Annotated in this window: 28 protein-coding genes; 7 read left to right on the top strand and 21 right to left on the bottom strand. The window is 65.8% G+C overall.

Features of this window, described 5'->3' with window-relative positions; genetic code table 11:
- Positions 1-288 precede the first annotated feature (288 nt).
- Together NA5_RS38895 and NA5_RS35745 are read left to right on the top strand one after the other, a co-directional pair.
- Entirely contained in the window at positions 289-594 is a 306-nt protein-coding gene (locus NA5_RS38895) for a helix-turn-helix domain-containing protein (protein ID WP_063813790.1), read from the top strand.
- Complete coding sequence (locus NA5_RS35745) at positions 591-1847, top strand: type II toxin-antitoxin system HipA family toxin (RefSeq protein ID WP_062993456.1); 1257 nt, start codon at positions 591-593, stop codon at positions 1845-1847. The genes NA5_RS38895 and NA5_RS35745 overlap by 4 nt, the downstream gene beginning before the upstream one ends.
- 73 nt (positions 1848-1920) lie before the next feature.
- Here the strand turns inward: NA5_RS35745 and rlmN are convergent, their stop codons facing one another.
- Positions 1921-3030 (bottom strand): dual-specificity RNA methyltransferase RlmN, encoded by a 1110-nt coding sequence (gene rlmN, locus NA5_RS35740; protein WP_062993455.1) that lies wholly within the window; start codon positions 3028-3030, stop codon positions 1921-1923.
- A gap of 179 nt (positions 3031-3209) precedes the next feature.
- On the opposite strand from rlmN, the gene NA5_RS35735 reads away from it, so the two are divergent.
- Positions 3210-3599 (top strand): LapA family protein, encoded by a 390-nt coding sequence (locus NA5_RS35735; RefSeq protein WP_084484672.1) that lies wholly within the window; start codon positions 3210-3212, stop codon positions 3597-3599.
- Positions 3600-3652: 53 nt separating this feature from the next.
- Here the strand turns inward: NA5_RS35735 and NA5_RS35730 are convergent, their stop codons facing one another.
- From NA5_RS35730 to rpsB, 5 genes are all read right to left on the bottom strand, one after another.
- Positions 3653-4519 (bottom strand): phosphatidate cytidylyltransferase, encoded by an 867-nt coding sequence (locus tag NA5_RS35730; protein ID WP_062993454.1) that lies wholly within the window; start codon positions 4517-4519, stop codon positions 3653-3655.
- Positions 4520-5229: 710 nt separating this feature from the next.
- On the bottom strand, positions 5230-5787 hold the full coding sequence (frr, locus tag NA5_RS35725) for a ribosome recycling factor (RefSeq protein WP_040693344.1): 558 nt from the start codon (positions 5785-5787) through the stop codon (positions 5230-5232).
- Between the two features lie 49 nt (positions 5788-5836).
- Positions 5837-6565 (bottom strand): UMP kinase, encoded by a 729-nt coding sequence (gene pyrH, locus NA5_RS35720; protein ID WP_062993453.1) that lies wholly within the window; start codon positions 6563-6565, stop codon positions 5837-5839.
- Positions 6566-6814: 249 nt separating this feature from the next.
- Positions 6815-7639 (bottom strand): translation elongation factor Ts, encoded by an 825-nt coding sequence (gene tsf / locus NA5_RS35715; RefSeq protein ID WP_062993452.1) that lies wholly within the window; start codon positions 7637-7639, stop codon positions 6815-6817.
- 177 nt (positions 7640-7816) lie between these two features.
- Positions 7817-8656: a 30S ribosomal protein S2 gene (gene rpsB, locus NA5_RS35710; protein WP_062993451.1), complete on the bottom strand. Its 840-nt coding sequence runs from the start codon at positions 8654-8656 to the stop codon at positions 7817-7819.
- Between the two features lie 366 nt (positions 8657-9022).
- Between rpsB and NA5_RS40975 the strand changes: the two genes are divergently transcribed.
- The 3 genes from NA5_RS40975 (at position 9023) to NA5_RS35700 (ending at position 10552) form a co-directional block, all read left to right on the top strand.
- Positions 9023-9412: a hypothetical protein gene (locus tag NA5_RS40975; protein WP_157110828.1), complete on the top strand. Its 390-nt coding sequence runs from the start codon at positions 9023-9025 to the stop codon at positions 9410-9412.
- A gap of 6 nt (positions 9413-9418) precedes the next feature.
- Positions 9419-9964, top strand: a complete 546-nt coding sequence (locus NA5_RS35705) for a M23 family metallopeptidase (protein ID WP_084484671.1) — start codon at positions 9419-9421, stop codon at positions 9962-9964.
- Positions 9965-10033: 69 nt separating this feature from the next.
- Entirely contained in the window at positions 10034-10552 is a 519-nt protein-coding gene (locus tag NA5_RS35700; RefSeq protein WP_062993450.1) for a DUF1990 domain-containing protein, read from the top strand.
- 752 nt (positions 10553-11304) lie between these two features.
- Here NA5_RS35700 and NA5_RS35695 read toward each other — a convergent pair.
- The 14 genes from NA5_RS35695 to NA5_RS35630 form a co-directional block, all read right to left on the bottom strand.
- On the bottom strand, positions 11305-11670 hold the full coding sequence (locus tag NA5_RS35695) for a GatB/YqeY domain-containing protein (RefSeq protein WP_062993461.1): 366 nt from the start codon (positions 11668-11670) through the stop codon (positions 11305-11307).
- Between the two features lie 70 nt (positions 11671-11740).
- Entirely contained in the window at positions 11741-13639 is a 1899-nt protein-coding gene (locus NA5_RS35690; RefSeq protein ID WP_062993460.1) for an alkyl/aryl-sulfatase, read from the bottom strand.
- A 48-nt stretch (positions 13640-13687) separates the two neighbouring features.
- Complete coding sequence (locus tag NA5_RS35685; RefSeq protein ID WP_062993449.1) at positions 13688-13996, bottom strand: DUF202 domain-containing protein; 309 nt, start codon at positions 13994-13996, stop codon at positions 13688-13690.
- Complete coding sequence (locus NA5_RS35680; protein ID WP_062993448.1) at positions 13993-14358, bottom strand: YidH family protein; 366 nt, start codon at positions 14356-14358, stop codon at positions 13993-13995. Before NA5_RS35680 ends, NA5_RS35685 begins: the two co-directional genes overlap by 4 nt.
- Positions 14359-14582: 224 nt before the next feature.
- On the bottom strand, positions 14583-15311 hold the full coding sequence (locus tag NA5_RS35675) for an acetoacetate decarboxylase family protein (RefSeq protein WP_062993459.1): 729 nt from the start codon (positions 15309-15311) through the stop codon (positions 14583-14585).
- Between the two features lie 394 nt (positions 15312-15705).
- Complete coding sequence (locus NA5_RS35670) at positions 15706-16626, bottom strand: tyrosine recombinase XerC (RefSeq protein WP_062993447.1); 921 nt, start codon at positions 16624-16626, stop codon at positions 15706-15708.
- 170 nt (positions 16627-16796) lie between these two features.
- A complete protein-coding gene (gene dprA / locus NA5_RS35665; RefSeq protein WP_218020236.1) occupies positions 16797-17981 on the bottom strand; it encodes a DNA-processing protein DprA in 1185 nt (394 codons plus the stop codon).
- Positions 17982-18613: 632 nt separating this feature from the next.
- Positions 18614-20122, bottom strand: coding sequence for a YifB family Mg chelatase-like AAA ATPase (locus tag NA5_RS35660; RefSeq protein ID WP_062993445.1), 1509 nt, complete (start codon positions 20120-20122; stop codon positions 18614-18616).
- Complete coding sequence (locus NA5_RS35655; protein WP_062993444.1) at positions 20122-20478, bottom strand: YraN family protein; 357 nt, start codon at positions 20476-20478, stop codon at positions 20122-20124. The genes NA5_RS35660 and NA5_RS35655 overlap by 1 nt, the downstream gene beginning before the upstream one ends.
- A gap of 162 nt (positions 20479-20640) precedes the next feature.
- Positions 20641-20946, bottom strand: a complete 306-nt coding sequence (locus NA5_RS35650; RefSeq protein ID WP_011210678.1) for a DUF2469 domain-containing protein — start codon at positions 20944-20946, stop codon at positions 20641-20643.
- 46 nt (positions 20947-20992) lie between these two features.
- Positions 20993-21727 (bottom strand): ribonuclease HII, encoded by a 735-nt coding sequence (locus NA5_RS35645; RefSeq protein WP_062993443.1) that lies wholly within the window; start codon positions 21725-21727, stop codon positions 20993-20995.
- 97 nt (positions 21728-21824) lie between these two features.
- Complete coding sequence (gene lepB / locus NA5_RS35640) at positions 21825-22568, bottom strand: signal peptidase I (protein WP_062993442.1); 744 nt, start codon at positions 22566-22568, stop codon at positions 21825-21827.
- A gap of 108 nt (positions 22569-22676) precedes the next feature.
- Positions 22677-23018: a 50S ribosomal protein L19 gene (gene rplS / locus NA5_RS35635; protein ID WP_011210681.1), complete on the bottom strand. Its 342-nt coding sequence runs from the start codon at positions 23016-23018 to the stop codon at positions 22677-22679.
- A gap of 255 nt (positions 23019-23273) precedes the next feature.
- Positions 23274-23627, bottom strand: a complete 354-nt coding sequence (locus tag NA5_RS35630; protein ID WP_245672596.1) for a DoxX family protein — start codon at positions 23625-23627, stop codon at positions 23274-23276.
- 119 nt (positions 23628-23746) lie between these two features.
- On the opposite strand from NA5_RS35630, the gene NA5_RS35625 reads away from it, so the two are divergent.
- Positions 23747-24619, top strand: coding sequence for a sigma-70 family RNA polymerase sigma factor (locus NA5_RS35625; protein ID WP_062993440.1), 873 nt, complete (start codon positions 23747-23749; stop codon positions 24617-24619).
- 108 nt (positions 24620-24727) lie between these two features.
- Here NA5_RS35625 and NA5_RS35620 read toward each other — a convergent pair whose 3' ends face one another.
- The gene (locus NA5_RS35620; protein WP_062993439.1) at positions 24728-25630 is read right to left on the bottom strand and encodes a hypothetical protein; all 903 of its coding nucleotides are present in this window, start codon (positions 25628-25630) and stop codon (positions 24728-24730) included.
- Between the last annotated feature and the right edge of the window lie 21 nt (positions 25631-25651).

The following is a 25651-nucleotide window of genomic DNA, read 5'->3' as shown; positions in this document are numbered from 1 at the left end:
AAGGATTGCACCGAGGGCGCCCGGATCGCCAACAGCACGTCTTCGCCACCGCGACGGACCGCATCGAATCCCTCGACCTGCTCTGCTCGGGCTGGAACGCCGAAAGCCGCTAACCTTCGCACCTTACCGTTGCGATCGCAACGATTAGATGCACTTCACTGTATATACCTGGATAAGACCGGTGCTATCGTTGCTATAGCGTTGTTAATGACCCGCCGTCGGTGGCTAGCTCGATCGACCTCGCAAGTGTGGTCGTTAACGCTGCGATGGCAACGATAGGAGGGCCTGGTGACACGGCGGAAACCCCGTCGGCGATCTCGGGACGAGACTGGTCCGCTCGCATCCTTCGCAGCCTTCATCGCAGAGCGGCGGCGCACCCTCGGTCTGACTCAACTCGATCTTGCCGACCTAGCCGATGTCGGGATTTCCTCGGTGCGCACCCTGGAGACCGGGCAAACATCACCAACCCTCGCGATCACCCTGCGGATCCTGGACGCCCTCGGACTGACGCTGGTCAGCATGCCGCACACGGATGCTCGCGCCTTAACCGGCAGCGTCGTCGAGCTGCGCACCGCGAAGGCCGATCACCAGTGACCGAACCCCGCGACCTCACCGAACTTCGCACTGTCACCGAAGCCGATGTCTACAAGGCTGGTCGGCTGGCCGGACAATTGCGCCGCGAACGCGATGATGTCGTGTTCACCTATGCCGAGCCCTACCTCGACGACCCGACTACACCACCGCTTGCGTTCAGCTTGCCGAAACCGGCACGGATGGCTCGGGCGACCGGAGGCTCGGTCCCGGCGTTCTTCGCCGGGTTGCTGCCCGAAGGACTGCGCCTGACGGCAATCACGACGGCTGCCCGAACCAGCGAGGACGACCACTTCAGCATTCTGCTGGCAGTCGGCGCCGACACCATTGGCGACGTCCAAGTGCTGCCCGCCGGAACAGCACACACCGACCCACCACCATTGTTCGACCAGACCGACGCCACCACCGCGGATTTCACGACACTGTTCACTCGCGCCACCTCCGCCGACGGCAGCGCCCTCGACCGCACCGCGCTACCCGGAGTCCAGATCAAGGTCTCCGCACAAATGATTTCGACTCCGATTTCCACCACGGGCGGCCCGGCCATTCTCAAACTCAATCCGCCGGAATACCCGCTCATGGTCGAGAACGAGAACTTCTTTCTCGACATGGCCGACGCGTGCGGGATCCGAGTTCCTGACCATCAGCTCGCCACCGACGCAAACGGTCATACAGCACTGTTCATCAACCGGTTCGACCGCACACTCGAGCATGGCGAGATTCGCCGCCTCGCCCAAGAGGATGCCTGCCAGATCCTGGGCCGATACCCCGCCGCCAAGTATCGGATCACCTTGCAGGAAGCCATCGAAGCCCTTGCCGACGCCGTCACCATGGGCCGTGGCTCATCTCGCCTCGCCACCCTGCAAATGCTCGAAATCGCGGCATTCAGCTACCTCATCGGCAACGGCGACCTGCACGGCAAGAACCTGTCGATCCGCCAGAATTCCGACGGCATCTGGGAAGTCACCCCCGCCTACGACCTGCTCTGCACCCAGCCTTACCTGGGCTGGCAGGACCCCATGGCCATTTCGCTATACGGACGCGACGCAAAACTCGCGTACCGCTGGTGGGCGGAAGCGGCCACCCGCCTCGGTGTCACCACGCGGGCCATCAACCGCAGCCTGGCACGGATCGTCGACGCATCGGAATCGTGGACCAACCGGGTCGCAGAAATCGGCTTCGACGACAAAACCACCCGCCACCTGGCAACTCTCATCACGGAACGACGCAAAGAACTCCGACAATCACAGGCGTGATCCTATTGCCTTGCGCCCCAATAAGATCCGGTTCCAAGGCTAGGCTGTTCCGCTCGAGACCGCGAGGAACAGCCTAGCCTTCTGCGGCCAACTGCCCGCAGGCGGCTGCGATCTCCTGACCACGGGTATCACGCACCGTGCACGGAACACCCTGCGCGTTGACGCGCCGAACAAATTCCTGCTCAACGGGTTTCGGGCTGGCATCCCACTTGCTGCCCGGCGTCGGGTTCAGCGGGATGACATTGACGTGCACGCGGGAGCCGAGCGCCTTGTGCAGCTTGGCGCCGAGCATATCGGCACGCCACGGCTGGTCGTTGATATCGCGGATCAGCGCGTACTCGATGGACACTCGACGGCCGCTCTTGTCGGCGTAGTAGCGGGCGGCATCGAGGACCTCGGCGACCGGCCAGCGGTTGTTCACCGGCACCAGAGTGTCGCGCAGTTCGTCATCGGGGGTGTGCAGCGATACCGCGAGGGTGACCGAGAGGTCCTCGTCGGCGAGCTTACGAATGGCCGGAGCCAAGCCGACCGTGGAAACGACCACGTTGCGCTGAGAAATACCGAAGCCGTCGGGCGCGGGTGAGGTGATGCGACGAACCGCGGCGACCACCCGCTTGTAGTTGGCCAGCGGCTCACCCATGCCCATGAAGACAATGTTGGACAGGCGGCCAGGACCGCCGGAGACCTCGCCATCACGCATGGCGGCGGCCGCGGCACGAACCTGGTCGACGATCTCGGCGGTGGAGAGATTGCGATTGAGGCCGCCCTGGCCGGTGGCACAGAACGGGCACGCCATCCCGCAGCCCGCCTGGCTGGAGATGCACAGGGTGGCGCGGTCCGGATAGCGCATCAGCACGCTCTCGAGCAAGGTGCCATCGCCCGCGCGCCACAGGGTCTTTCGCGTCTCGCCGCCGTCACAGGCGACATGCTTGACCACCGACATCAACGGCGGGAACAGTGCCGCGCCGATCTTTTCGCGCACCGCGGCGGGCAGGTCGGTCATCTGGTCCGGATCGGCCTGCAACCTGCCGTAGTACTGGCGCGCGATTTGATCGGCACGGAACTTGGGCAAACCGAGTTCCTCGACCGCGGCCTTGCGCCCGTCGGCATCGAGGTCGGCGAGGTGCCGCGGCGGCATGCCACGGCGCGGAGCATCGAAGACGAGGGGCAGGGAGACGGTCATAGTGTCTCCAGTGTCCCATCTCCCGCTAGTGGCTCTGACCGAAGGTAACCATCACAACCTCCGACGCGACGAAGGTCACGCTCGATCGAACGAACGGCCGCCCTGCGGCCAGATCACGACATGCCGGTCACCGTACCCAAACGCCTGCATCGACGATAGCGATCGGCAATGATCGGAGTATGACCAGCCATGCCGAGTCGCCCGAGCCGGAGCGCACCGGGGAGGTCACACCTCCGGCGTCGACCGGCCGCGAGACGCAGGAGCCGATCGAGCGCCAGACCGTGCAGCCGACCGAGCGCCAAATCGTCGAGCCGAACGGCCGCAAGTCAGTCGCGAAGTCACGCACCGGCGACACCTGGGTCGCCTTGGTGGCCGCCGCGCTGATCGGGATGGTGGTCCTGATCTTCATCCTGCAGAATCTCGAACAGCAGCGGGTCGATCTGTTCTTCTGGGACTTCTCCCTGCCGGTCGGAATCCTGGTGCTGCTGTCGGTGATCGCGGGCGCGCTGGTGATGGCGCTGGTCGGCGGGGTGCGCATCATTCAGCTGCGGCGAGCCGCGAAGCGATAGGTGCATTATTTTTCGCGGCGATCCGCAGATTCCGCACGGGCGCTGAGATGACCTCAGATCAAGGTGGACAGCACCAACCAGGACACGAAAGCCGACGGCAGCATCGAGTCGAGACGGTCCATGATGCCGCCGTGGCCGGGCAGCAGCGTGCCCATATCCTTGATGCCCAATTCCCGCTTGACCTGGGATTCGATCAGATCGCCCACGGTCGCGACGAGCACCAGGCCGACGCCGAGCACCACGCCGATCATCGAATTGGCGTCCAACAGCAGGGTGACCGTCAGCAGACCGCCGATCACGCTGAACACCAGCGAACCGCAGAAGCCCTCCCAGGACTTCTTCGGGCTGATCGCGGGCACCATCGGATGCCGCCCGAACAGCACACCCGCGACGTAACCGCCGACATCGGAGCAGACCACCAGGATCATGAAGGTCAGCACCCGCAGATTGCCGTCGGGCTCGAGCAGCAGCAGCGTCGCGAACGAAGCGAGCAGCGGGATCCAGGCCAGGGTGAAGATGGTGATCGCGGTGTCGCGCAAGAAGTTTCGCGGCGCGGTCTGCAAGCCGTGATCGAAAAGCCGCCACACCATACAGATCAGCGTGGTCGCGGCGAAAGCACCCGCCACGCCGCTGGCCCCCCACGGCCAGCCGAGCCAGAACACCGCCTGACCACCGACGATGAGCGGGATCCTCGGGACAAGGACATCCGCCTCCCGCAGCCGCTTGGCGACCTCCCAGGTGGCGACACCGACTCCGGCGGCCGCGACGCCGATGAATACCTTCGGCACGAACAGCAGGATCGCGATGAGCGAGAGACCGAGGCCGAAGCCGACCGCCAAGGCGGCGGGCAGATTGCGGCCAGCGCGGGAGGCGGGAGTCGCCGGTTCCTCCGAGTTCGCTTGCGGGACGGCGGGATTCATCGGGGCGGTCGAAGATTCCTGGGTCGCCGATCGGTCGCTTTCGGAGCCCGGCGTCGCCGGTCCCCAGGTCGAGGGCGCACCGCTCGCGAGCCCTCGGGTCGCGGGATCACTAGTTGCGGGTTCTGAAGTCGCGGGTCCGTCGGTCGCGGGGCCACCGCTCGCCGGGCCGTCGGTCGCGGGGCTACCGCTCGCCGGGCCGTCGGTCGCGGAGCCGTCGGTGGCGGGTCCGGATGTCGCGGGTCCACCGCTCGCGGGACCGGGTGTCACATATCCACCAGTCGCAGGGCTGGGTGTCACAAATCCACCAGTCGCAGGACCTGGTGTCGCGTCTCCAACTGTCGCAGGGCCGGGTGTCGCGACTCCGGCTGCCGCAGGTCCACCGCTCGGGGGTTCGGGTGTCGTCTGTCCTGAGGGTACGGCGGTCACATCCGCCGGAGTCGCGGGCCGCCCGGTCGCCGCCACCGGCGTCGAAGATCCCCGACGCGCATCGGGCGTCGCGGACTCGGTGCGCACGGGTTCAGGAGGTGCGACTTCGGGAATCGCGGCATTGACCGCGCGCCCGTCCGTCGCATCAACTGTGCCGTTGGCCGGTGTCGGCTCCTCGGCCGCACCGGTCGCGGCGGCGTTCTCGGCCACGATTGTCCCGTCGCTCAACTCGTCGTTCCGTTCGTCCCCCGCCCGGGCGGGCCCGAAAGATCCGGCCTCGGACCTCAGACCTCGAGCAGTTCAGCTTCCTTGTGCTTGACCAGTTCATCGACCTGGCCGACATATTTCGCGGTGGTCTTGTCGAGCTCCTTCTCGGCGCGCCCGACCTCGTCCTCACCCGCCTCGCCATCCTTCTGGATCCGCGACAGTTCGTCCATGGCCTTGCGGCGGACATTTCGAATCGAGACCTTGGCGTCCTCGCCCTTGCCCTTGGCCTGCTTGGCCAGTTCACGGCGCCGCTCCTCGGTGAGCTGCGGGACCGAGATCCGAATGATGTCACCGTTGTTGGTCGGGTTGACACCGAGATCCGAATTGCGGATCGCGGTTTCGATCGCGCCGAGCGTCGACTGCTCGTACGGCTTGATCACCACCATCCGCGGCTCGGGCACGGTAATGCTCGACACCTGCGTAATCGGGGTCGGCGAACCGTAGTAGTCGATGACAATCCGCTGGAACATACCCGGATTCGCTCGACCGGTACGGATGGACCCGAGATCGTCCTTCGCCACCGAGACGGCCTTCTCCATCTTCTCCTCGGCGTCGAAGAGCGCTTCTTCAATCACGACCGTTTCCTCCACAGCGTCGTCATCGTCATGATCCGCGGGCGCGGGGTCAGGACCGAACCAATGTGCCGATCTTCTCACCGGCGACCGCACGGGCGATATTGCCCTTCGTCAACAAATTGAACACCAGGATGGGCATCTGGTTGTCCATACACAGGCTGAAGGCCGTCGCGTCGGCGACCTTCAGGTCACGCTCGATCACCTCTTTATGCGTGATCTCGGTGTACATGGTGGCGCTCTCGTCGACCCTGGGATCCGCGGTGAAGACGCCGTCGACGGCCTTGGCCATCAGCACCACATCGGCGCCGATCTCCAGCGCGCGCTGGGCGGCGGTGGTGTCGGTGGAGAAGTAGGGCATGCCCATACCCGCACCGAAGATGACAACACGGCCCTTCTCCAGATGCCGCTTGGCGCGCAGTGGCAGATACGGCTCGGCGACCTGGCCCATGGTGATCGCGGTCTGCACCCGGGTGTCGATGCCCTGCTGCTGTAAAAAGTCTTGCAGCGCAAGGCTGTTCATCACGGTGCCGAGCATGCCCATATAGTCCGAGCGGGCGCGTTCCATACCGCGCTCCTCGAGTTCGGCGCCACGGAAGAAATTGCCGCCGCCGATCACCACGGCCACCTGGACACCGCTGGAGACGACCTCGGCGATCTGCTCCGCGACCGTCTGCACCACATCGGGGTCGAGCCCGACCTTGCCGCCGCCGAACATCTCCCCGCCCAATTTGAGGAGCACCCGGCGATATCCTGGGCGGTCGGTCCCGGGGTCCGTCATGGGTGTTCGTCTCCTTCGGCGATAGATTTCGGTCTGTCGACACAGCACGTGGGCCGGATGGCAACGCGGAGGCTCAATACCGGAGCGCCCTTATCCTGCCCTACTCGGATTCGATGTAGGTAGAAGACCCCCTCGGACGCAACGAACTCGCCCGGTCAGGCTCGGGAATTGCGGATGAACGGACAACGTCCGGACAGCCGAAACCCCTCGTACACCGTAGCCGGAGCACGAGGGGTTTCACGGTCGTTATCAGGCCTGGCCGACCTCGAAGCGGGCGAAGCGGGTCACGGTGACACCGGCCTCGTCCAGCAGCGCCTTGACGGTCTTCTTCGAATCGGTGACCGACGCCTGCTCCAGCAGGACCACGTCCTTGAAGAAGCCGTTGACGCGGCCCTCGGTGATCTTCGGCAGCGCGGCCTCGGGCTTGCCTTCTTCCTTGGCGGTCTGCTCGGCGATGCGGCGCTCGTTCTCCACCACGTCGGCCGGAACATCTTCGCGGGTCAGGTACTTGGCCTTGAGCGCGGCGACCTGCATGCCGACCGCACGCGCGGCCTCGGCGGCGGCGTCGCCCTCGCCCTGGTACTCGACCAGCACGCCGACGGCGGGCGGCAGGTCGGTGGCACGCTTGTGCAGGTAGACGGCGACAGGGCCGTCGAAGGACGCGACCCGACGCAGCTCGAGCTTCTCGCCGATCTTGGCGGCCAGCGCCTGCAGCGCGTCATCGGCGGTCTGACCGCCCAGGTCCAACGCCTTGAGGGCGTCCAGATCGGCGGGCTTGGCGGCCGCGGCGGCGGTCACGATCTTGTCCGCCAGACCCTGGAATTCGGCGTTCTTGGCGACGAAGTCGGTCTCGGAGTTGATCTCGATCAGCACGCCGTCCTTGGCGGCGACCAGACCCTCGGCGGTGGCGCGCTCGGCGCGCTTGCCAACATCCTTGGCACCCTTGATGCGCAGCACCTCGACGGCCTTGTCGAAATCGCCGTCGGTCTCGACCAGCGCGTTCTTGCAGTCCATCATCCCGGAGCCGGTGAGCTCCCGCAGCCGCTTCACGTCAGCGGCGGTGTATGTCGCCATGGGTGGCGATCCTCCTGTGTGTTGTTTCGGGTGGTAACACCACCTTGCCGACCGCTCCTGTGCAGGAGAGGTCGGCAAGGTGAACAGACGCTCCGCGATGACGGCGACGGGGCCGCAGGCAGTAGCTTGCGTAACCACGCAGGCCCCCGCCGCCATCGCCGTCGAGCACTGCGACGATCAGGCGTCGGCCGGGGTGGCGGGGGCCTCGGCGGCAGCCTCGGCCTCGGCCTCGGACGCGGCGGGGGCAGCCTGCGCGAGCAGCTCCTGCTCCCACTCGGCGAGCGGCTCGCCCGCTCCGGCTTCCGGCTTCTCGTCACCGGAGGAGATACCGGCCCGCGCCTGCACGCCCTCGGCCACCGCGGAGGCGACGACCTTGGTCAGCAGAGCGGCGGAACGGATCGCGTCGTCGTTACCCGGGATCGGGTAGTCGACCAGATCGGGATCGCAGTTGGTGTCCAGGATCGCGATGACCGGGATGTTCAGCTTGCGCGCCTCGCCGACGGCGATGTGCTCCTTGTTGGTGTCGACGACCCAGATGGCCGAGGGCACCTTGGCCATATCGCGGATACCGCCGAGGGTGCGCTCCAGCTTGTTCATCTCACGCGTGAGCATGAGGATTTCCTTCTTGGTGCGACCCTCGAAGCCACCGGTCTGCTCCATCGCCTCGAGCTCCTTGAGGCGCTGCAGGCGCTTGTGCACGGTGGAGAAGTTGGTGAGCATGCCACCCAGCCAACGCTGGTTGACGTAGGGCATCCCGACGCGAGTCGCCTCGGCCGCGATCGACTCCTGGGCCTGCTTCTTGGTGCCGACGAAGAGGACGGTGCCACCGTGGGCGACGGTCTCCTTGACGAACTCGTAGGCCTTGTCGATGTATGTCAGCGTCTGCTGCAGGTCGATGATGTAGATGCCGTTGCGGTCGGTGAAGATGAACCGCTTCATCTTCGGGTTCCAGCGCCGGGTCTGGTGTCCGAAGTGTGCGCCGCTGTCGAGCAGCTGCTTCATTGTTACGACAGCCATGGTGGGCGTATCTCTCTTTCGTTGCCGGTTGCCGCGGCGAATCGGTGATCCGCCGCCCTGGCGCCTCCGAATCATCGGACCCGATCACGAGGATCAGGACCAGCCGATGATTCCCTGCTCCGCATGCACTGCCGATCCACGGAGTCGAGCTCCGGTTCGAACAGCGCCGTTACGAACAAGCACGGGGTGGCGCGCGAAGTCGGTCCGTGCAGGCACAGACCGCTCGACCAGTCTACGGGCTGAGCGGGTGAGTTCCTAAATCGCCCTGTCATGGGTCGAAACGAGCAATCTCCACAACTAAGCAAGTTGTCCACACTCGCCGAAGCGAGGGTACTGCGGGTGCCGCGCGCGACCGACGCTTGAAGCATGAATCGCATAGCAATCTCGATGACGATGCTCATCCCACCGTTGTTCCTGCTGTCACTCGCTCTGGCACAGCCGGTTTCGGCCGCACCGCCGAATGGCGGGGCTGCTGTGGCGCTGCCATGGGGTCCGCTGGCACCCGCCGGGCCTGATGGCGCTGCCCCTGGATCGGAAGTCGTGTTCGGGGAGTGCACGGGTTCGGCTTGTTCGACTCCGCGGCCAGGCAATGGGCTGGCGCGGGTGCCGGATCCGCTCCGGGTTGCACCGCTCGCCACCGACATCGCCCGTGTCGGCGGGTCAGGATCGGCGAGTTCGTTGCCGCGGGTTTTCGGTGATCTGCTGTCGCGGCTGCTGGACCTGGTTCAGCAGGCTCCGCTCCCGTTGCTGCGCTGATCTCGGATGACTCGCCTCGATAGGGTCGACGGGCGCTATCGTCGGCGACTGATTTCGATCGTCCTGGGCGTCATCGCTCTGCTGGAACTCGCTGCGGAACAGTCTGGTTCGGCTGCTCCGCACGGGGAGTTCAGCTGGCCGCTGCAACCACAACCCGCGGTCGTGCGGCAATTCGACAAACCGGCGCAGGACTGGCTACCCGGGCATCGCGGGGTCGATCTGGCAGGCGCGCCCGGGCAAGCGGTCTTCGCGGCCGGAGACGGAATTGTGGTATTCGCCGGAACGGTCGCAGGCAAACCGGTTGTATCGATCGATCACCCCGGTGGGCTCCGAACCACGTACGAGCCGGTACAAGCAGAGGTTTCGGTGGGCCTGCGGGTTGCACGCGGAACGCGAATCGGCAACTTGGCGGCGGGACATGAGGGTTGCGCAGCTGCGGCGTGCCTGCATTGGGGTGCGAGACGAGATGCGAGCGGGCACAGCCGACGTGAGTACATCGATCCACTCGGACTACTGCACCCAACTCCACTACGACTGAAACCGGTGACATGAATCCGCGGCCGAGCAGGAGCTTCGGAGGATGCTCTTCCGTCGTGACGGATCCGGGACGAGGATCGGGTTATGGGATACGCGCTTGGGGATCCGCCGTTCACCTATACCGAGGTCGGCGCGACCAGGGAGGTGCTGCCTGCGGGATATCACCAGTTTCGACTGCGCCGCCGCATCGGATCCGGGCGGGCGCTGTTCGAGCGCGCGGGTGCGGAGATCCTGGCGTATCGAATGCAGAAGGGCACCGGCATCTTTCGGGAGGCAGACACACCGACCGCGGAGCCGGGGACACGGCTGACGGTGCGGTTGGGCATCGGTCCGGTCGGCATCACCGCACCGTGTCGGATCGTGTATGTCCTCGCCGAACCCGACCGGCGCGGCTTCGCCTACGGCACGCTGCCCGGACATCCGGAAATCGGCGAGGAACTGTTCGCCGTCGAATACGACCCCACCGATGACTCCGTCTACGGCATGGTCACGGCCTTCTCCCGCCCCGGGGCCTGGTACGTCCGGCTCGGCGGCCCCGTGGTTCGAACAATCCAGCGCATCATCGCCGGAAAGTACATCGATACGCTCCCGACCTCCACCTAGTTCTGTGTGTCCAGGTAGCTTCTGCCGTATCGCTGCTCGTGCGCCGTGCCGCGGGTTCCGGGTTCCGGGTTCCGGGTTCCGGGTTCCGTCGAAGGTAGCCGAATGGTGATCGCCCACAATGAGTTCGAACGCCATATGACTACGCTCGGCGAGCTGCCGGAAGCGGATAGCGCGGCAAGCAATCCGGACGTGGCACCAGAGCCGCATAGCGCCCGGCTCGGACAGCGGATTCGACTGCAGCACGGCCGAATTCGCCGTACGCAACTCCACTGCGCACCCAGTCAAGCGCGCCGTCGTATGCCGAGGTGCGAGATTCAGACCGGTCAGCACGATTGCCTCGATGGGCGACAATACGAAGCGGTGCGACGATGAATTGCTCGGCGGCAACCAGTGTCGCGCTCCCCCGCACGGGAGAGCTTTCGACGTCGGGTATCGGTGTGTCGGATCTCAACCACCATCCAGGCCCGCTCCAATCTCGGTACGCGCGAGCGCTTTCGGCGTCAGCTCCCACGTGCGACGATGACGCGCACTCGGCCAACCAAGCGGCCCACACCCGTCACGGCACGCGCGAGAGCGCCCGACGACAGGCACCGCGTGCGACTATGACGCGCGCACGACCAGCAACCACGGCGTCCGCACCATCACCGCACGCCCGACGACGGACACCGCGTGCGACGATGACGCGCGCACGACCACCGGCGAGGGCGTCCCGCACCATCACCGCACGCGCAGGAGCGCCCGACGTCGGATACCTAGAGCAGCGCCTCGAGCGCGGCGGCTTCGGCGCGCAACAGGTCGCCATGCTCGGAGCGGCCGAGAGTGTCGTATTCGGCGGCGACCTGCTGCCGGTCGGTGATTTCGGCGCGGACGATCTGTTCGATATCGGCCTCGGTGAGATCGCGGCGGCGAGCTTCGGCGGCGCCGAGGCCGACCGCGCTGGTCTCGATGGCACCGGCCTCGATGTCCACGGTGTCGATGGCTTCGGCGTTATCGATGGCACCGAGGGCCGAGCGCAGTCCGGAGATCGCGCTGCGGTCGCGGGTCTTCATCGCGGCGGACAGCGCCGTGCGCAGGCGCTCGCGCAAAGGTACGGACTTGTCGATGGCTTCAGTGGACATGGTCGCCGACCATACGTGCCAGGACATCACGGGGTCGAGCGATTTAGCCGAGCGCCCTCGCGGCGATATCTCACGGAGTGACGATGGCGAAGTTCGGGTCCGGCGCGTCGATCACACCGACCACCGCGTTCAGCCTGCTGGGATTCCCGGTAATGGCGATATCACCCGCGGCGACCAGTGCGCCGAGATTCTCGCCTGTCAACAAGGCTCGAATCAGGATCGGCCTCGTCAAAGTGAAAGATGCGTCAGGATCGGGTAACTCGGCGCCGTCTGGCTTGTCGTAGTGAACCATCAGGCCGTTGCGCAGTTCGAGACGGTAGGTGCGTTTTTCATCGGTAATGTGCCAGTCGATCATCACGCGCAGATTCCACGCCTTGGGTCCGTCGATGCGCAGCGCTATCGCATCGAAGATCTGCTCGATGGTCAAGGCCTCGAGCATCGTGGGCGCATTGGTCGACGTCGGCGTCCCGAATGAGCCGTTGCGCAGCTCGTAGGCGCCGCTGAGGTAGAAGTTGCGCCAGGTAGCGTTCTCCGCGCCATAGCCGAGCTGCTCGAAGGTTTTGGCCTGCAATGCTTTCGCCGCCTCGTTCGACGGGTCGGCGAAAATGACGTAGTTGACCACCTGCGCGACCCAGCGGTAATCCCCTGCGTCATAGGCGGTTTGCGCCTTACGCAGCACCTCGTCGGCACCGCCCATGAATTCCACATGGCGTCTTGCGGATTCGACCGGCGGATGCTCCCACAGATGCGCAGGATTGCCGTCGAACCACCCCATGTAACGCTGATAGATAGCCTTGACATTGTGGCTGACCGACCCGTAGTACCCGTGCGTATGCCACGCATCGCAGATGGCCGGTGGCAACTCCAGCATCTCCGCGATCTCACTGCCGAGATACCCCTGATTGAGCCTGCGCACCGTCTGGTCGTGCAGGTATCCATACAGGTCCCGTTGCAGCGAAAGGTATTCCACCAGCCGATCGGTACCCCAGGTCGGCCAATGGTGCGAGGCGAAGACCACATCGGAATTGCGGGCGAACAGATTGATCGACTCGGTCAAATACTTGGCCCACACCCGCGGGTCACGCACCAGCGCGCCACGCAGCGTCAGCAGGTTGTGCATCGTGTGCGTTGCGTTTTCGGCCATGCACAGCGCACGCATATCCGGGAAGTAGAAGTTCATCTCGGCGGGCGCCTCGGTACCAGGGGTGAGCTGGAAGACGATCCGAATCCCGTCGACCGTCTCTTCCTGACCGGTGGTGGTGATATCCACTGTCGGTGGAATCAAGGTGACCGTGCCGAGTGACGTGGTCTGTCCGAGCCCGGCCCCGACCTGCCCCTTCGGACCTCGCGGCAGCACCGCGCCGTACATATAGGCCGACCGACGCGCCATCGCCGTTCCGGCATAGATGTTTTCGGCAACCGCATGCTCGAGGAATCCGGCCGGTGCGAGCACCGGGCAGCGGCCCGCGGCAACATCGTCGACCGTCGTCACACCCATCGCACCGCCGAAATGGTCGGCGTGGGAATGGGTATAGATCAATCCGGTCACCGGTCGATCGCCCCGGTGCGCGCGATAGAGCGCCAGGCCCGCCGCTGCGGTCTCGGCCGAGATCAGCGGATCGATCACGAGCACACCGGTGTCGCCCTCGATCAGCGTCATATTCGAAAGGTCGAGCCCGCGAATCTGATAGATACCCGCGGCGACCTCGTACAGTCCCTGCTTGACGACCAGACCGGACTGCCGCCACAGGCTCGGATTGACCGAGGCCGGGCAGCTGCCCTGCAGGAATGCGTAGGAGTCGTTGTCCCACACCAGCTTTCCGTTCGACGCGCGCACCTCACCGGGCTCGAGTGCCGCGATGAACCCGCGGTCCGCATCCGCTAGGTCGTCCATATCGGTGGGCAGTGTGGCAGCCGCTCGTTGCTGCTCGGCGACGATGAATTCGCTCGGCTCGGTCGCTGTGCTCATATCCATCCTCCTGTGCTTGTCAGCCGAACATGTCGGGCCCGCAAAGCATTAGGGCCGTGGATCCGTAAACCCGATTGCGGCCGCGACGCATGCGACGGCCAGCACCGCCAGCACCGTCGCGGCAATGGCTCCCCCGCCGTGGCCGTAGCGTCCATGATGCAAGGCGCGATTGCGCGAAAAGGACAGGGCCGCAACGGCTGCCATGGTGATCGCCGCGCCGGTCGGTGCGATGGCGACGGCCCGCCACCCGTTGCTCGCGGCATGATTGACGAAAAGCGCTGCGACGACCATCGCGGCAATGGCCGTGCGCCGCCACGCCAATGCGGTGCGTTCGGCCGCCAGACTCTTGGCGGTCATCGGAACAACACCACTACGCACGCGAATACCGACACGACGGCGATACCTGCCGACAGAATCGGCACCATGATCGTGTCGGGTAGCGGTTCACCGTTTCGCATGGCCCGACCGACGCGTCGCCAATGTCCGTACGCGCCGACCGCGATGATCACCGCGAGCACGATGCAGCTCATCGCGAGCGTGCGACGCAACCCCGACATCCGCAACGGCTGCACCAGCGTGTGCACCGCGACACCGCCCGCGAGTAGGCCGAGCGAGGTACGCATCCAGGCCAGGAAGGTGCGTTCGTTGGCGAGGGTGAAGCGGTAATCGATCTCCTCTTCACCCTCCGCGGATTCCTCGGCGGGGTTGGGGAGGGTCATGCCGCCTCGGCTCCGGTCGTGGATTCCCTCGCTCGGGGCGATGCCGGTTCGGTCGATGAGACGGTGCCGAAGGTTCGCACTACACCGTGGTCGTCGTCGGAATTCACGGACACCTCTCCATCGCTGGTCGGTTTCCTGCCGCATGCGAACGCTCCGCTAGGTCAGGTTAACGACCGGCGTTGTCGTCGTCACGGAGATCACGATCTCGGGAGGCGGGCGCCCGGTCAGAGGGCGGTGGCGTCGTGGAAGGTCATCGCGAGCCGATCGACGGTCGAGGCCATGAGTGCGCGCTTGGGTAATCCGAGGGAGCGCAATTCGTCGGCCCAGGCGTGCTCGCCGAGGGACAGTTCGGCGCCACCGGGGCGAGCACGCATGCCGGACGGCTCCATCTGCCACTGCGTGCAGCGGGTGATCCCGTCGATATGGGAGTACGCGTCGAAGGAGGAGCCGCCGCGACGCTGCGGGACCGCGAGGCCGGGACGGATGGTGAGATCGACGATCAACTGCCTGTTCTGATGGAGTACGCCACGTCGCAGGCCGCCCTCGTGCTGCGCGTCGAAATCGGCGATTTCCTTGGGGAAACCCCAGATGCCGCGTCCAGCGGCCAAGGTGAATTCACCGTCGACCGGGAGGCGATGGATGAAGACACCCGCGCCCCCGGTGGACAGCGCGCGCAGATCACCGAGCGTGCTTGCGGGCCCAGCAGTGTGGTGGCGGACCATGAACGACACACCGAACTCGTTATACGGCCCCAGATCGCCATCGATGTAGTCGACGAAAACGAGCGTGCACATGGCGCGACCGCCCGGCAGCCGCAGAATCTCCAGCCCGGAGTAGTCGATGAGTCGCTGCGTGGCAGCCGCCGGTACCGAATAGGTCGCCATGAAGGCATGCGCAAGCCGAATCCGCACCGGCATCCGCACTTCTTTGCCCAGCACCGTATGAGTACTCATCGGACCCACCTCGAAGTGGTGGTGCAGCATGTGCCGCCGCCCTCGAACCCGTCGACAAAACGTGCGGCGTTCACTAATCCTCCAAACTAGAACTTGTACCAGAATAGCGGCCATTCCGTGATTGATACAGCACTTACAGCCATGAGAACGCGTTTCAAATTCTCCTCGGCCACGGGCGATGGAGACAATCGATGTCGAGTTCGCACACCACTTGTTTTGCTGCGCCACCCACACAGCGAGGTACAGCCGCACCCAGCGGGCAGGCGATTTCAGCCGATTGCGCCCGGAGACACGTGCGCCCTGACGGCCTCGCACGGCTTGCCGATGATTCCGGCCCGGGCAGCGCACCTCGCTCAGATCGGGCGCTGATCCTCGTCCGCCGATCTGGAGACCGTCAAGCACGCGGGTGGGCTTGGTCGTGCACCTTTTTCAAGCGCTCGATGGAGACGTGGGTGTAGAGCTGGGTGGTTGCCATGCTGGCGTGGCCGAGGAGTTCCTGCACCACGCGCAGGTCGGCCCCGCCCTCGAGCAGATGGGTTGCGGCCGAATGGCGCAGGCCGTGCGGACCCATATCCGGTGCGCCCGGAATTGCGGAAACGACCTCGTGGACAACCGTCCTGGCCTGACGCTGATCGAGCCGTTTGCCGCGACGGCCGAGCAGCAGCGCGCGCCCGGAGTCGGCTGTTGCGAATGCGGGGCGGCCGTATCGCAGCCAATTCGCGATCGCCTCGTCGGCCGGAACTCCGAAGGGCACCGAGCGCTCCTTATTACCCTTGCCGATAACGCGGACCAGCCGCCGTTCCCGATCGATATCGTCGAGATCCAGACCGCACAACTCGCTCACCCGAATGCCGGTCGAGTACAGCAGCTCCACGATCAGCCGATCCCGCAATGCCATCGGATCACGTTGTACCGCACCGGATTCCGCCGCATCCATAGCCGCTACCGCCTGCTGCGTACCGAGTACCGCAGGCAACACCCGATGCGCCTTCGGCGACCCGAGTCGCAACCCCGGATCGATCGACAGCCGCCCGGTACTGGTCAACCACGCGGTGAACGTCCTCGCCGAGGATGCCCGCCGCGCCATGGTCGTACGCGCCGCCCCACCGGCCGACTGCGCCGCCAACCACGACCGCAGCAATGCCAAATCCATTTCCCGCACCGCCGAATCCGACGACCGCGCAACCAAATGCCCCAGCAACGACCGCGCGTCACCCACATACGCCCGCGCCGTGTGCACCGACCGATTCCGCCCGAGCCGCAAATGCCGCTCATACTCCGCCAGCAATGCCTCGAGATCCTCCGGCAACTCCATCCCCCCACCGTCACCGCCCCCACCCCCCTTGGCAAGTAAGCACGCCGCAACGCCGCCGCTTTCCCCGCCGTAGCCATGGCTCTGACGCGTCACTCCATCTCGACGAACGAATACATGTTGCGAAAGCCCCGGTCGCCGAGCGAGCTGGGTCGGCTCGGGGCGTGAGTCGTTCATCGGCTCGGGGGATTTGCGGTTCGGTGCCAACCGTTTTCGTCCATGCCGACCAGGCCCGCGAGTTCGAGGGCGGGGAGAATGGCGCGGACGGTGGGCAGGTCCAGGCCGGAGTTTTCGGCTATGGCGCGGGGTTGGCGGGAGCCGACTTCGGGGAGGACAGCGTAGACCGATGCTTCGTCGCCTTGTAATCGGTCACTGGGGTCGGACGGCTGGGCGGTCGGTAGTGAAAGGCGTAGTGGGCCTGCTTCATCGATGACCTCTTCGGCGCGGGTGACCAGGAGGGCCTCGCCTTCGCGGATCATCCGGTGACAGCCCGCCGAGGCGGCGGCGGTGACCGGGCCGGGGATGGCGAGAGCCGGGCGACCGAGGCGGCGGGCCCATTTGACGGTATTTCGAGCGCCGCTGCGTAGTCCGGCTTCTACGACGAGGACGCCGTCCGCCAGCGCCGCGATCAGGCGATTGCGGGCCAGGAATTGGTTCTTGTGGGCAACCGTGCCCGGCGGGTATTCGCTGATCACCAAACCGGTTTCGGCGATCTCGGCCAGCAGTCGCTCATGCTGGGCCGGGTACGGGCGATCGACGCCGCACGCAAGGACGGCAATCGTCGGAGCACCGACGGCGAGGGCGGCTCGATGCGCCATACCGTCGATACCGAATGCGGCACCGGAGACGATCGTCCAGCCCTTGGCGGCGAGATCGCCGACGATCTCCCCGGTGACATGCTCTCCATATCCGCTGCTGCATCGGGCCCCGACCACCGCGATCGCCCGCTCGCTCGACTCCGACAACGACCGAGGCCCGCGCACCCACAACGCCAACGGCACCGCCCCGTCACGGTCGCGTCCGGGCTCGAGTTGGCGCAGCCCGAGCATCCGCCAGGCAGGCCACTCGGGATCGTCCGGCGTCACCAACCGCCCACCGAGCCGCTCGATCCGCTCGAGATCGCTTGCCGCACTATCGATATCGCGCCGCAGAGCGGTCGGCGCGAGCAACGACTCCGGCAGCTCACACTCCCGCACCGCCCGCGCCGCCTCCACCACTCCTACCGATTCGATCAATGACGACAACGCCGCACACGGCCCCTGAACAACCCGCGACAAATACGCCCACGCCAACCGACGCTCATCAACGTCCCCACTGGAAACCGCCGACTCCGAACCCCCCGAAGCCCAACCATCCAGATCCACAACCCCATGCCCCGAGCGACCCCTGCCACCTACCCCCGCACCGGCATACCCTGCCGCATCCACCCTGCTGACCACGAGTGCGACCGGATACGTATCACGGCCCGCCGACGCACCCGCAGTTCCCGTTGCCGAAGCACCAATCGCTGAGGCGATCGCTCGGCCTGTCCTCGCCTTTCCGCCACCGACGGCAACGTCCGAATCGGCTGTGGCACATGGCCGGTCGCGCTGCAGCGGGACCGCGGCGCGATCACCGCCACAAGCTGCGGCATCTTGGTGATCCGAGCTGTCCATCGTCTCGGCCGCACACCCGGGTGTCGCGGAGGCGTCGCCCATCGCCTCTGGGTGTCTCGAGGCAACGACCGCTCGCGGCGCGCAATGCCCGCTGCCCACCGAGGTGCCCATGGCATCGCATGCGGGACGGTCGCCACGCGCCGTGATTGCCGCACAGTCCGAGGCATCACCCGGACGACCAACGGCGGCAGGACAACTCGCTGCCATTGCCGCGAGATCCGATGCGGTCCCGCCGATATGCGATGCGCCAGCGCGCCCCGAGGCATTTGCACCGCCAACCAGTTCTGGCGCAACGGACCTCGCTTCGATCGGGCGCTCATTTCCCGTCGCCGCGCTCAATGGGAGCCCCGTTGCCGGAAGTTCAAGGCGGCCAGTACGTCTTGGGCGCTGGGTTGGTCGGCGTTGCGGAGGTCGCAGATAGTCCACGCGACCCGGAGGGCGCGGTCGGCGCCGCGGGCGCTGAGGCGGCCCAGACGGAGCGCGGCTTCGATGGGGGCGGTTGCTTCCTGGGGAAGTCGGAAACGTTGGCGCAGGATGTGCCCGGGAACTTCGGCGTTGGTTGCCCAGCCGTAGTCCTTCCAACGTTGTACTGCGGCTTGCCGTGCGGCCGCGACTCGACGGCGCACCACCTCGCTGCTTTCGGCTTCCTCGGCGGCGAACGATGCGCCGGAGTGGCCGTGCATCTGGACCCAGATGTCTATGCGATCCATCAACGGTCCGGACAGCTTGCCCAGGTATCGGCGGCGCGCGAGCGGGGCGCAGATGCAGTCGACATCGCGGGCCGGGGCACATGGGCAGGGATTCGCGGCCAAGACCAGCTGGAAACGGGCCGGGTAGCGGGCCACCCCGTCTCGGCGAGCGATGCGAACTTCGCCCTCTTCCAAGGGTGTTCGCATCGCTTCCAAGACCTTGGTCCCGATCTCCGCGCATTCATCGAGGAACAAGACCCCGCGATGAGCACGGCTGACGGCCCCTGGACGTGCGGTCCCCGATCCCCCGCCGACCATGGCGCTGGCCGAGGTCGAGTGATGCGGAGCGACGAAGGGCGGCATGGTGATCAACGGGGCGTCGTTGGAGAGCGCGCCCGCCACCGAATGGATGGCTGTCACTTCGAGCGCTTCGGATTCGGTGAGCGGCGGCAGCAAGCCCGGAAGACGTTGCGCCAGCATGGTTTTGCCGATTCCGGGCGGTCCGGTGAGCAGCAGATGGTGCCCGCCCGCCGCGGCGACCTCCAATGCCCACCGGGCCTCCTCCTGACCGACCACCTCGCTCAGATCGCCACCACAGCGCACGGTGTCGGGCAGCCTCCCGTCGGGCTCCACCAGACCGCCCTCGCCACGCAGCCACGCGACCACGGTGCGCAGGCTCAGGGCCCCGAAGACCTCGATGCCATCGACCAGACCGGCTTCGGCGAGTACGGATTCCGGCACGATCACCCGCGTCCAACCAGCTTTACGTGCCGCCAGCACGGCGGGCAGGATGCCGCGCACCCGGCGTACGCGCCCGTCCAGCGCCAATTCCCCTAGCAATACGGTCTTTCCGAGCCGATCGGAGGGGACCGCGCCCGCCGCGTCGAGTACCGCGATCGCGAGGGCGAGATCGTAGACGCTGCCGATCTTGGGCAGCGTCGCCGGAGACAGTGCCAGGATCACGCGGCCGTCCGGCCACTTCTCCCCGATATTCGCCACCGCCGAGCGCACCCGATCACGAGATTCCTGCAGCGCAGTGTCGGGCAACCCCACCAAATGAACCGACGGCAGGCCCTGCCCGATATCCGCCTCGATCTCGACCAGCTGGCCGTCCACCCCGCTCACCGCGACCGAATACGCCACCCCCAGCGCCATCAGAACACCGCTTTCAGGTGATCGATGACCGGTCGGTGGCCGCGGTGCAGCAGCACCGAAATAACGTCGAAGCGGATATCGCGCCACGGACCGTCCTGTTCGGCCAGCCACACCAGCGCCAACCGCCTGATCCGTTGCTGCTTATCGAAGGTGACCGCCTCGGCGGGTGTGCCGAACTTCGTTCCGGTTCGCGTTTTGACCTCGACGAAGGCGGTCACGCGGTCGTCCCGGGCAATCAGATCCAGTTCGCCGTATCTGCACCGCCAATTCCTGCTGATGATCTCCATCCCGGCGGCCTGCAGGAATCGGGCCGCCAGTTCTTCCCCTTGTGCGCCGAGCGCCTGGTTTTCTGCCACCGGCTCAGCGTGCCCGGATCGCGCCCGCGGCCGATGACAGTGACCTGCGCGAATAGAAAACCTGTGGATACTCGCTCAGCTGTGGACAACCCCGGCGTCGGGCCCCCGAACTCCACCTAGTTGTCGGTGCCCGATGTTATAGGGACCAACCGCAGCCGAGCCCTACTCCGGCAACCGCAGATCCGGCTTCTCCAGCTCCTCGATATTCACGTCCTTGAACGTGATCACCCGAACGTGCTTGACGAAGCGCGCGGGCCGGTACATATCCCACACCCAGGCATCGCTCATGCGCACCTCGAAGTACACCTCGCCATCGGCGTTCTGCGGCCGCAATTCGACGGAGTTGGCCAGATAGAAGCGGCGCTCGGTCTCCACCACGTACGAGAACTGACCGACGATGTCCTTGTACTCCCGGTATAGCGAGAGCTCCATCTCGGTTTCGTATTTCTCCAGGTCCTCGGCACTCATCGGGTGGGACGTCCTCCTTCTCGCCGCACTGCTTCTGCTGACAACATCATCGCGCATGCGCCGCGTCGGTAGCCACTCGGCTATCCGGTTCGGCGCCATCCAGCAAAACCTCGTCGGCCAGTTCCACGTCGGCGTACTCCGCCGCCGCTACCGGCCGCAACCCCGCTGCCAGCCGCACATTGCGCCAGGAGCGGCGGTGTTCACTGCTCGGTCCGAGCCGCTCCAGCGCGGCCGTGTGCTCGGGCGTGTTGTAGCCCTTGTGCGCGGCGAATCCATAGCCAGGAAACCGCTCGTCCAGTTCGACCATCATCCGATCCCTGGTCACCTTGGCCAGGATGCTCGCCGCCGCGATACAGGCCGCGGCCGCGTCACCGCCGATGACCGGCAGCGACGGCACCGGAATCCCGGGCACCCGGAATCCGTCGGTCAGCACATAACCCGGCGTCTGCCCGAGTCCGGCGACCGCACGGCGCATGCCCTCGATATTGGCGACGTGGATGCCGATCGAATCGATCTCCCAGGCCGGAATGACGACCACCTTCCAGGCCAGCGCCAATCGGGTGATCACCGGGTAAAGCTCCTCGCGTACGGCTTCGGTGAGCTTCTTGGAATCGTCGAGCCCGGCCAGCCTGTCGTATGCCTTGGGAGCGAGCAGACAGGCGGCAACGACCAGTGGTCCCGCGCAGGGTCCGCGCCCGGCCTCATCGACCCCGGCGACCGGGCCGAGTCCACTGCGGATCAGCGCCGCCTCCAGCGTGCGCAACCCACCGGCGCGACGCATCACGACACGCGGCGGCCACCCGTTGCCCGGAGTCGCGCCATTAGCCCTAGCCACTCGACCCTGCCCCACCATCCAATTATCCCGCGGCCCGCGCCGATCAATTCGTCTGGGGATCCTGTGCTTTCACCGGACCGATCCGGGTGGGCGGCCAGATCTTGAAGACGGTTTTGCCGCGCACATTGTCGATCGGGACGGTGCCCTGCAGGTTATCGCTGACATGGGCGCGTGAGTCGGCGGACTGGTTGCGGTTGTCGCCCATCACCCACAGGTTGCCCTCGGGCACCTTGACCGGGCCGAATACTCGGCCCGCCGGGTAGCTCGCGTTCTGCTGACCCGGGTACCACGGGTAGTCGTTCAGGACATACGGCTCGTCCAACGGCTTGCCATCGACCATGACCCGCCCCTGCGCGTCGCAGCACTGCACGGTCTGGCCGCCGACAGCGATCACCCGCTTCACCAGATCGTTCTCATCCGGCGGGACGAGCCCGAAGAAGGAGAAGAAGTTCTGCACGCCGCGCACCACGACATTGCTGGACCGGATCGACTGGTAGCGGGTATTCCAGGACGGTGGGCCGACGAACACCACAACGTCACCGGGCTGCGGCTCGCCCCAGTAGTAGCTCGGCTTCTCGACATAGATGCGGTCGCCGATGAGCAGCGTCTCTTCCATCGACTGGGACGGAATGACGTACGGGCGCCCGACAAAACTGACCATAAGTGCCGCGATGACCGCGGCGATGACAATGAGGACCGGCAGTTCCTGCCAGAAGGGGCGCTGCTTGCGCTTCGAGCGCCGTGAGCGGCGGCTCACACCCTCGTCGTCCGAATCGGAGACCGTCATCGACCCACTTTCGTCTGCCACGCCGAACAGATTAGCCCGGCACCAAGACTGACGTCCGATGCCGGGCTAGCTGAAGAACTTTCGCGCCGAGCGGTACCGCTGACTACCTCAGCGCTTTTCCTTGATCTTGGCGGCCTTGCCGCGCAGATCGCGCAGGTAGTACAGCTTGGCACGGCGGACATCACCGCGGGTCACGACATCGATGTGGTCGATGTTGGGGCTGTGCACCGGGAAGGTGCGCTCCACGCCGACACCGAACGACACCTTGCGGACGGTGAAGGTCTCGCGGATGCCGCCACCCTGACGCCGGATCACGACGCCCTTGAAGACCTGGATGCGCTCCTTCGAGCCTTCGATGACCTTCACGTGCACGTTGAGCGTGTCGCCCGGACGGAAGTCGGGGACGTCGCTGCGCAGCGACTTTTCGTCGACGAAGTCAAGGGTGTTCATTTCATCCTTCTGATGTTCGCGCGAGCAGAGGACCCTGGCGGCACTGGCGTGCTCGACCGGTTCATGCTCCGAATAAGGGGTGCTCCGTGGGCCTAATGCACCCAGGGCAACCTGTGCATTGTGCCAGATCGGCGGGTCGCGGGAAAAATCGGGCCCGGTTCATCGGGTGGCCGCGCGGTGCACGGCGGCCGCGAGGCGGTCGTTCTCCGGTGCACTGAACCCGACGGGTGTTTTCCATGATCGGTTCCTCTCCCGTCAGACCGCAACCGCTCTGGCCGGGCGCAGGGCCCACGACGCGAGGGTGAGCCCGGCGAAACCCAGCGGTCCGAGCCAGGCATTCGGCTTGTCGCCGACGGCGATATGGGACGCGGCCGCGCCACCGTAGACGAAGGTCAGGCCCGCGTACGCCCATTCCTCGGCGCGCGGGAAGCCCGGCGTGACGATCGCGGCGACCGCGGCGGCCTTGGCGATGCCCATGATGGTGGCGAAGTACATCGGGTATTCGAGTCGCTGGAAAACCTCGCGCACGTAGGAGATTCGCGCGAGATCCCAGTAGGACCCGACGGCGGTTTCGGCCAGCACGATTCCGGTGGCGCCGAGGTAGGCCACGCGGGATGTCTTTCGTAGGTTCATAACTGTGTGACGGATGGCGGCCCGACAAGGTAACGGGTTGTCACACTCACGGCCGCGGTTCCGTCATCTCTTCGAGCAACCTCGAGGAGATCCCTGTGAGCGAAGACGATTCTTTGGCAGACCGATTCACGGCGCATCGGGCGCACTTGGTCGCGGTGGCCTATCGCATGCTCGGTTCGCTGAATGAAGCCGACGATGCGGTGCAGGAGGCCTGGTTGCGGCTGGCCGGGGTGGACAGCACCGACATCGATAATCTCGGCGGTTGGCTGACCACGACCGTGGGTCGGGTCTGCCTGGATATGTTGCGGTCGCGCAAGTCCCGCCGCGAAGAGGCCTATCTGCCCGACCCGATCATCACCGCCGATGACGCGACGCAGCCGGAACAGCAAGCGCTACTCGCGGATTCGGTCGGGCTGGCGCTGCTCGTCGTGCTGGACGCGCTGAATCCCGTCGAGCGCGTGACCTTCGTACTGCACGATATGTTCGCGGTGCCGTTCGACCAGATCGGCCCGATCATCGGCAAATCCGCGGCCGCGGCCAAGATGATGGCCAGCCGCGCCCGCCGCCGGGTTCAGCGTGAAGCGCCGCGTCCCGACCGGGATCTGCCGCGCCAACGTCGGGTGGTCGATGCCTTCCTCGCGGCGGCCCGCAGCGGTGAATTCGACGCGCTGCTAGCCATTCTCGACCCCGACGTGGTGCTGCGTGCCGACGCCGGAGCCAGCTTCCCCGGCGGCATGCGCGTACTGCACGGTTCCGCAACGGTGGCCGGTCAACTCGACGCCTTCCAGCGCGCCGCCAATGCCTTTGCTTCGCAACATGTTCTGGTCAACGGCGCACCCGCCCTACTCAACACCGCCAATGGCAGGACGGTCTCACTGATCGCCTTCACCATCGTCGACGCCAAAATCGCCGCCATCGACCTGCTCTCCGACCCATCCCGCCTCCCCCAGGCAGTCCTCGACGCTTGATCACCGTGCAACCGTGCAGGCAAACGCGAGAGCGATCCTGCCCCAGAGCATTCTCGGAGCCCGGGACGCTCTGGGGCTGGCGCTGGCGCGGTTGAGTAGGCGCGAGGGTCAGTCGCGGTGGGAGTGGTCGGAGGCAGAGGGGAGGTGCCAGTGGGTGGGGGCGGAGGCCGAGGGGAGGTGCCAGTGGCTGGGGGCCGGTGGGGCGGGGACCACGGTGCGGGCCAATTCGGCCTCCGCGGCCTCGCGGACGTGGACGACGTCGGGTTTTCCGGCGACGAGGTCTTGTACGAAGATCTTGGCGCGGATTACCGGTCGTCGGTAGCGGCGTTCGCGGACTATCGCCCGATACATGAGCCGTCGCCTGCCTGGGTAACGCCAACGTGCCCATGGTGCGCCGGGTCGGCTCAGTCGGAATGCGCCGACCACGAGTAGGGGCAGGAAGAACATCCCGAACAGGCCGGTCCAGATCTTGCCCTTGGCAATGACGATGGCCGCCAGCCCCAGGTTCACCACCGCGAAGCCGACGATGAAGATGCGGACTTCGGTGCTGGGGTCCCGACGGAAGTCGTTGATATCCAATAACCACAGCGGGTGGAAACCGAGTAGCAGCAGCCCAGTGACCGCCAGCGCGACGAAGACCGCGTCCACCGAGGTGCGGCCCTGCTCCTCCCAGTACACATCGCGCAGGTAGAAGATCAGCGCGAATTCATCGAGGGTCAAGGCCGCGCCGACACCGAAGGCGGCGGCCAGCAGGCTCGCGGTGAGTGTGGTGGCGCTCTGGTACATGGTGACCATCCCGATGCCGGACAGCAGCACCAGGATGACCCCGAACACCATGTGGTGAATGTGCACACCGCCGGAGCGCACATTGCCCGGCCACCAGCGGACTTGCTTGCGGATCAAGCGGACACTGAGCCGGATCAGCAGGAAGCCGACGATGAAACCGAGGAGGAAGCACAGCAGCGGAAGGCGGCCGTGTCCGATCACATCGTCTTCGAGCCACCGTCGCATGGCCGCCTACATACCTCCGCC

This window comes from Nocardia anaemiae NBRC 100462 (assembly GCF_001612725.1).
Lineage (GTDB): Bacteria > Actinomycetota > Actinomycetes > Mycobacteriales > Mycobacteriaceae > Nocardia > Nocardia anaemiae.
This window is presented reverse-complemented; position numbering and strand designations above follow the sequence as displayed.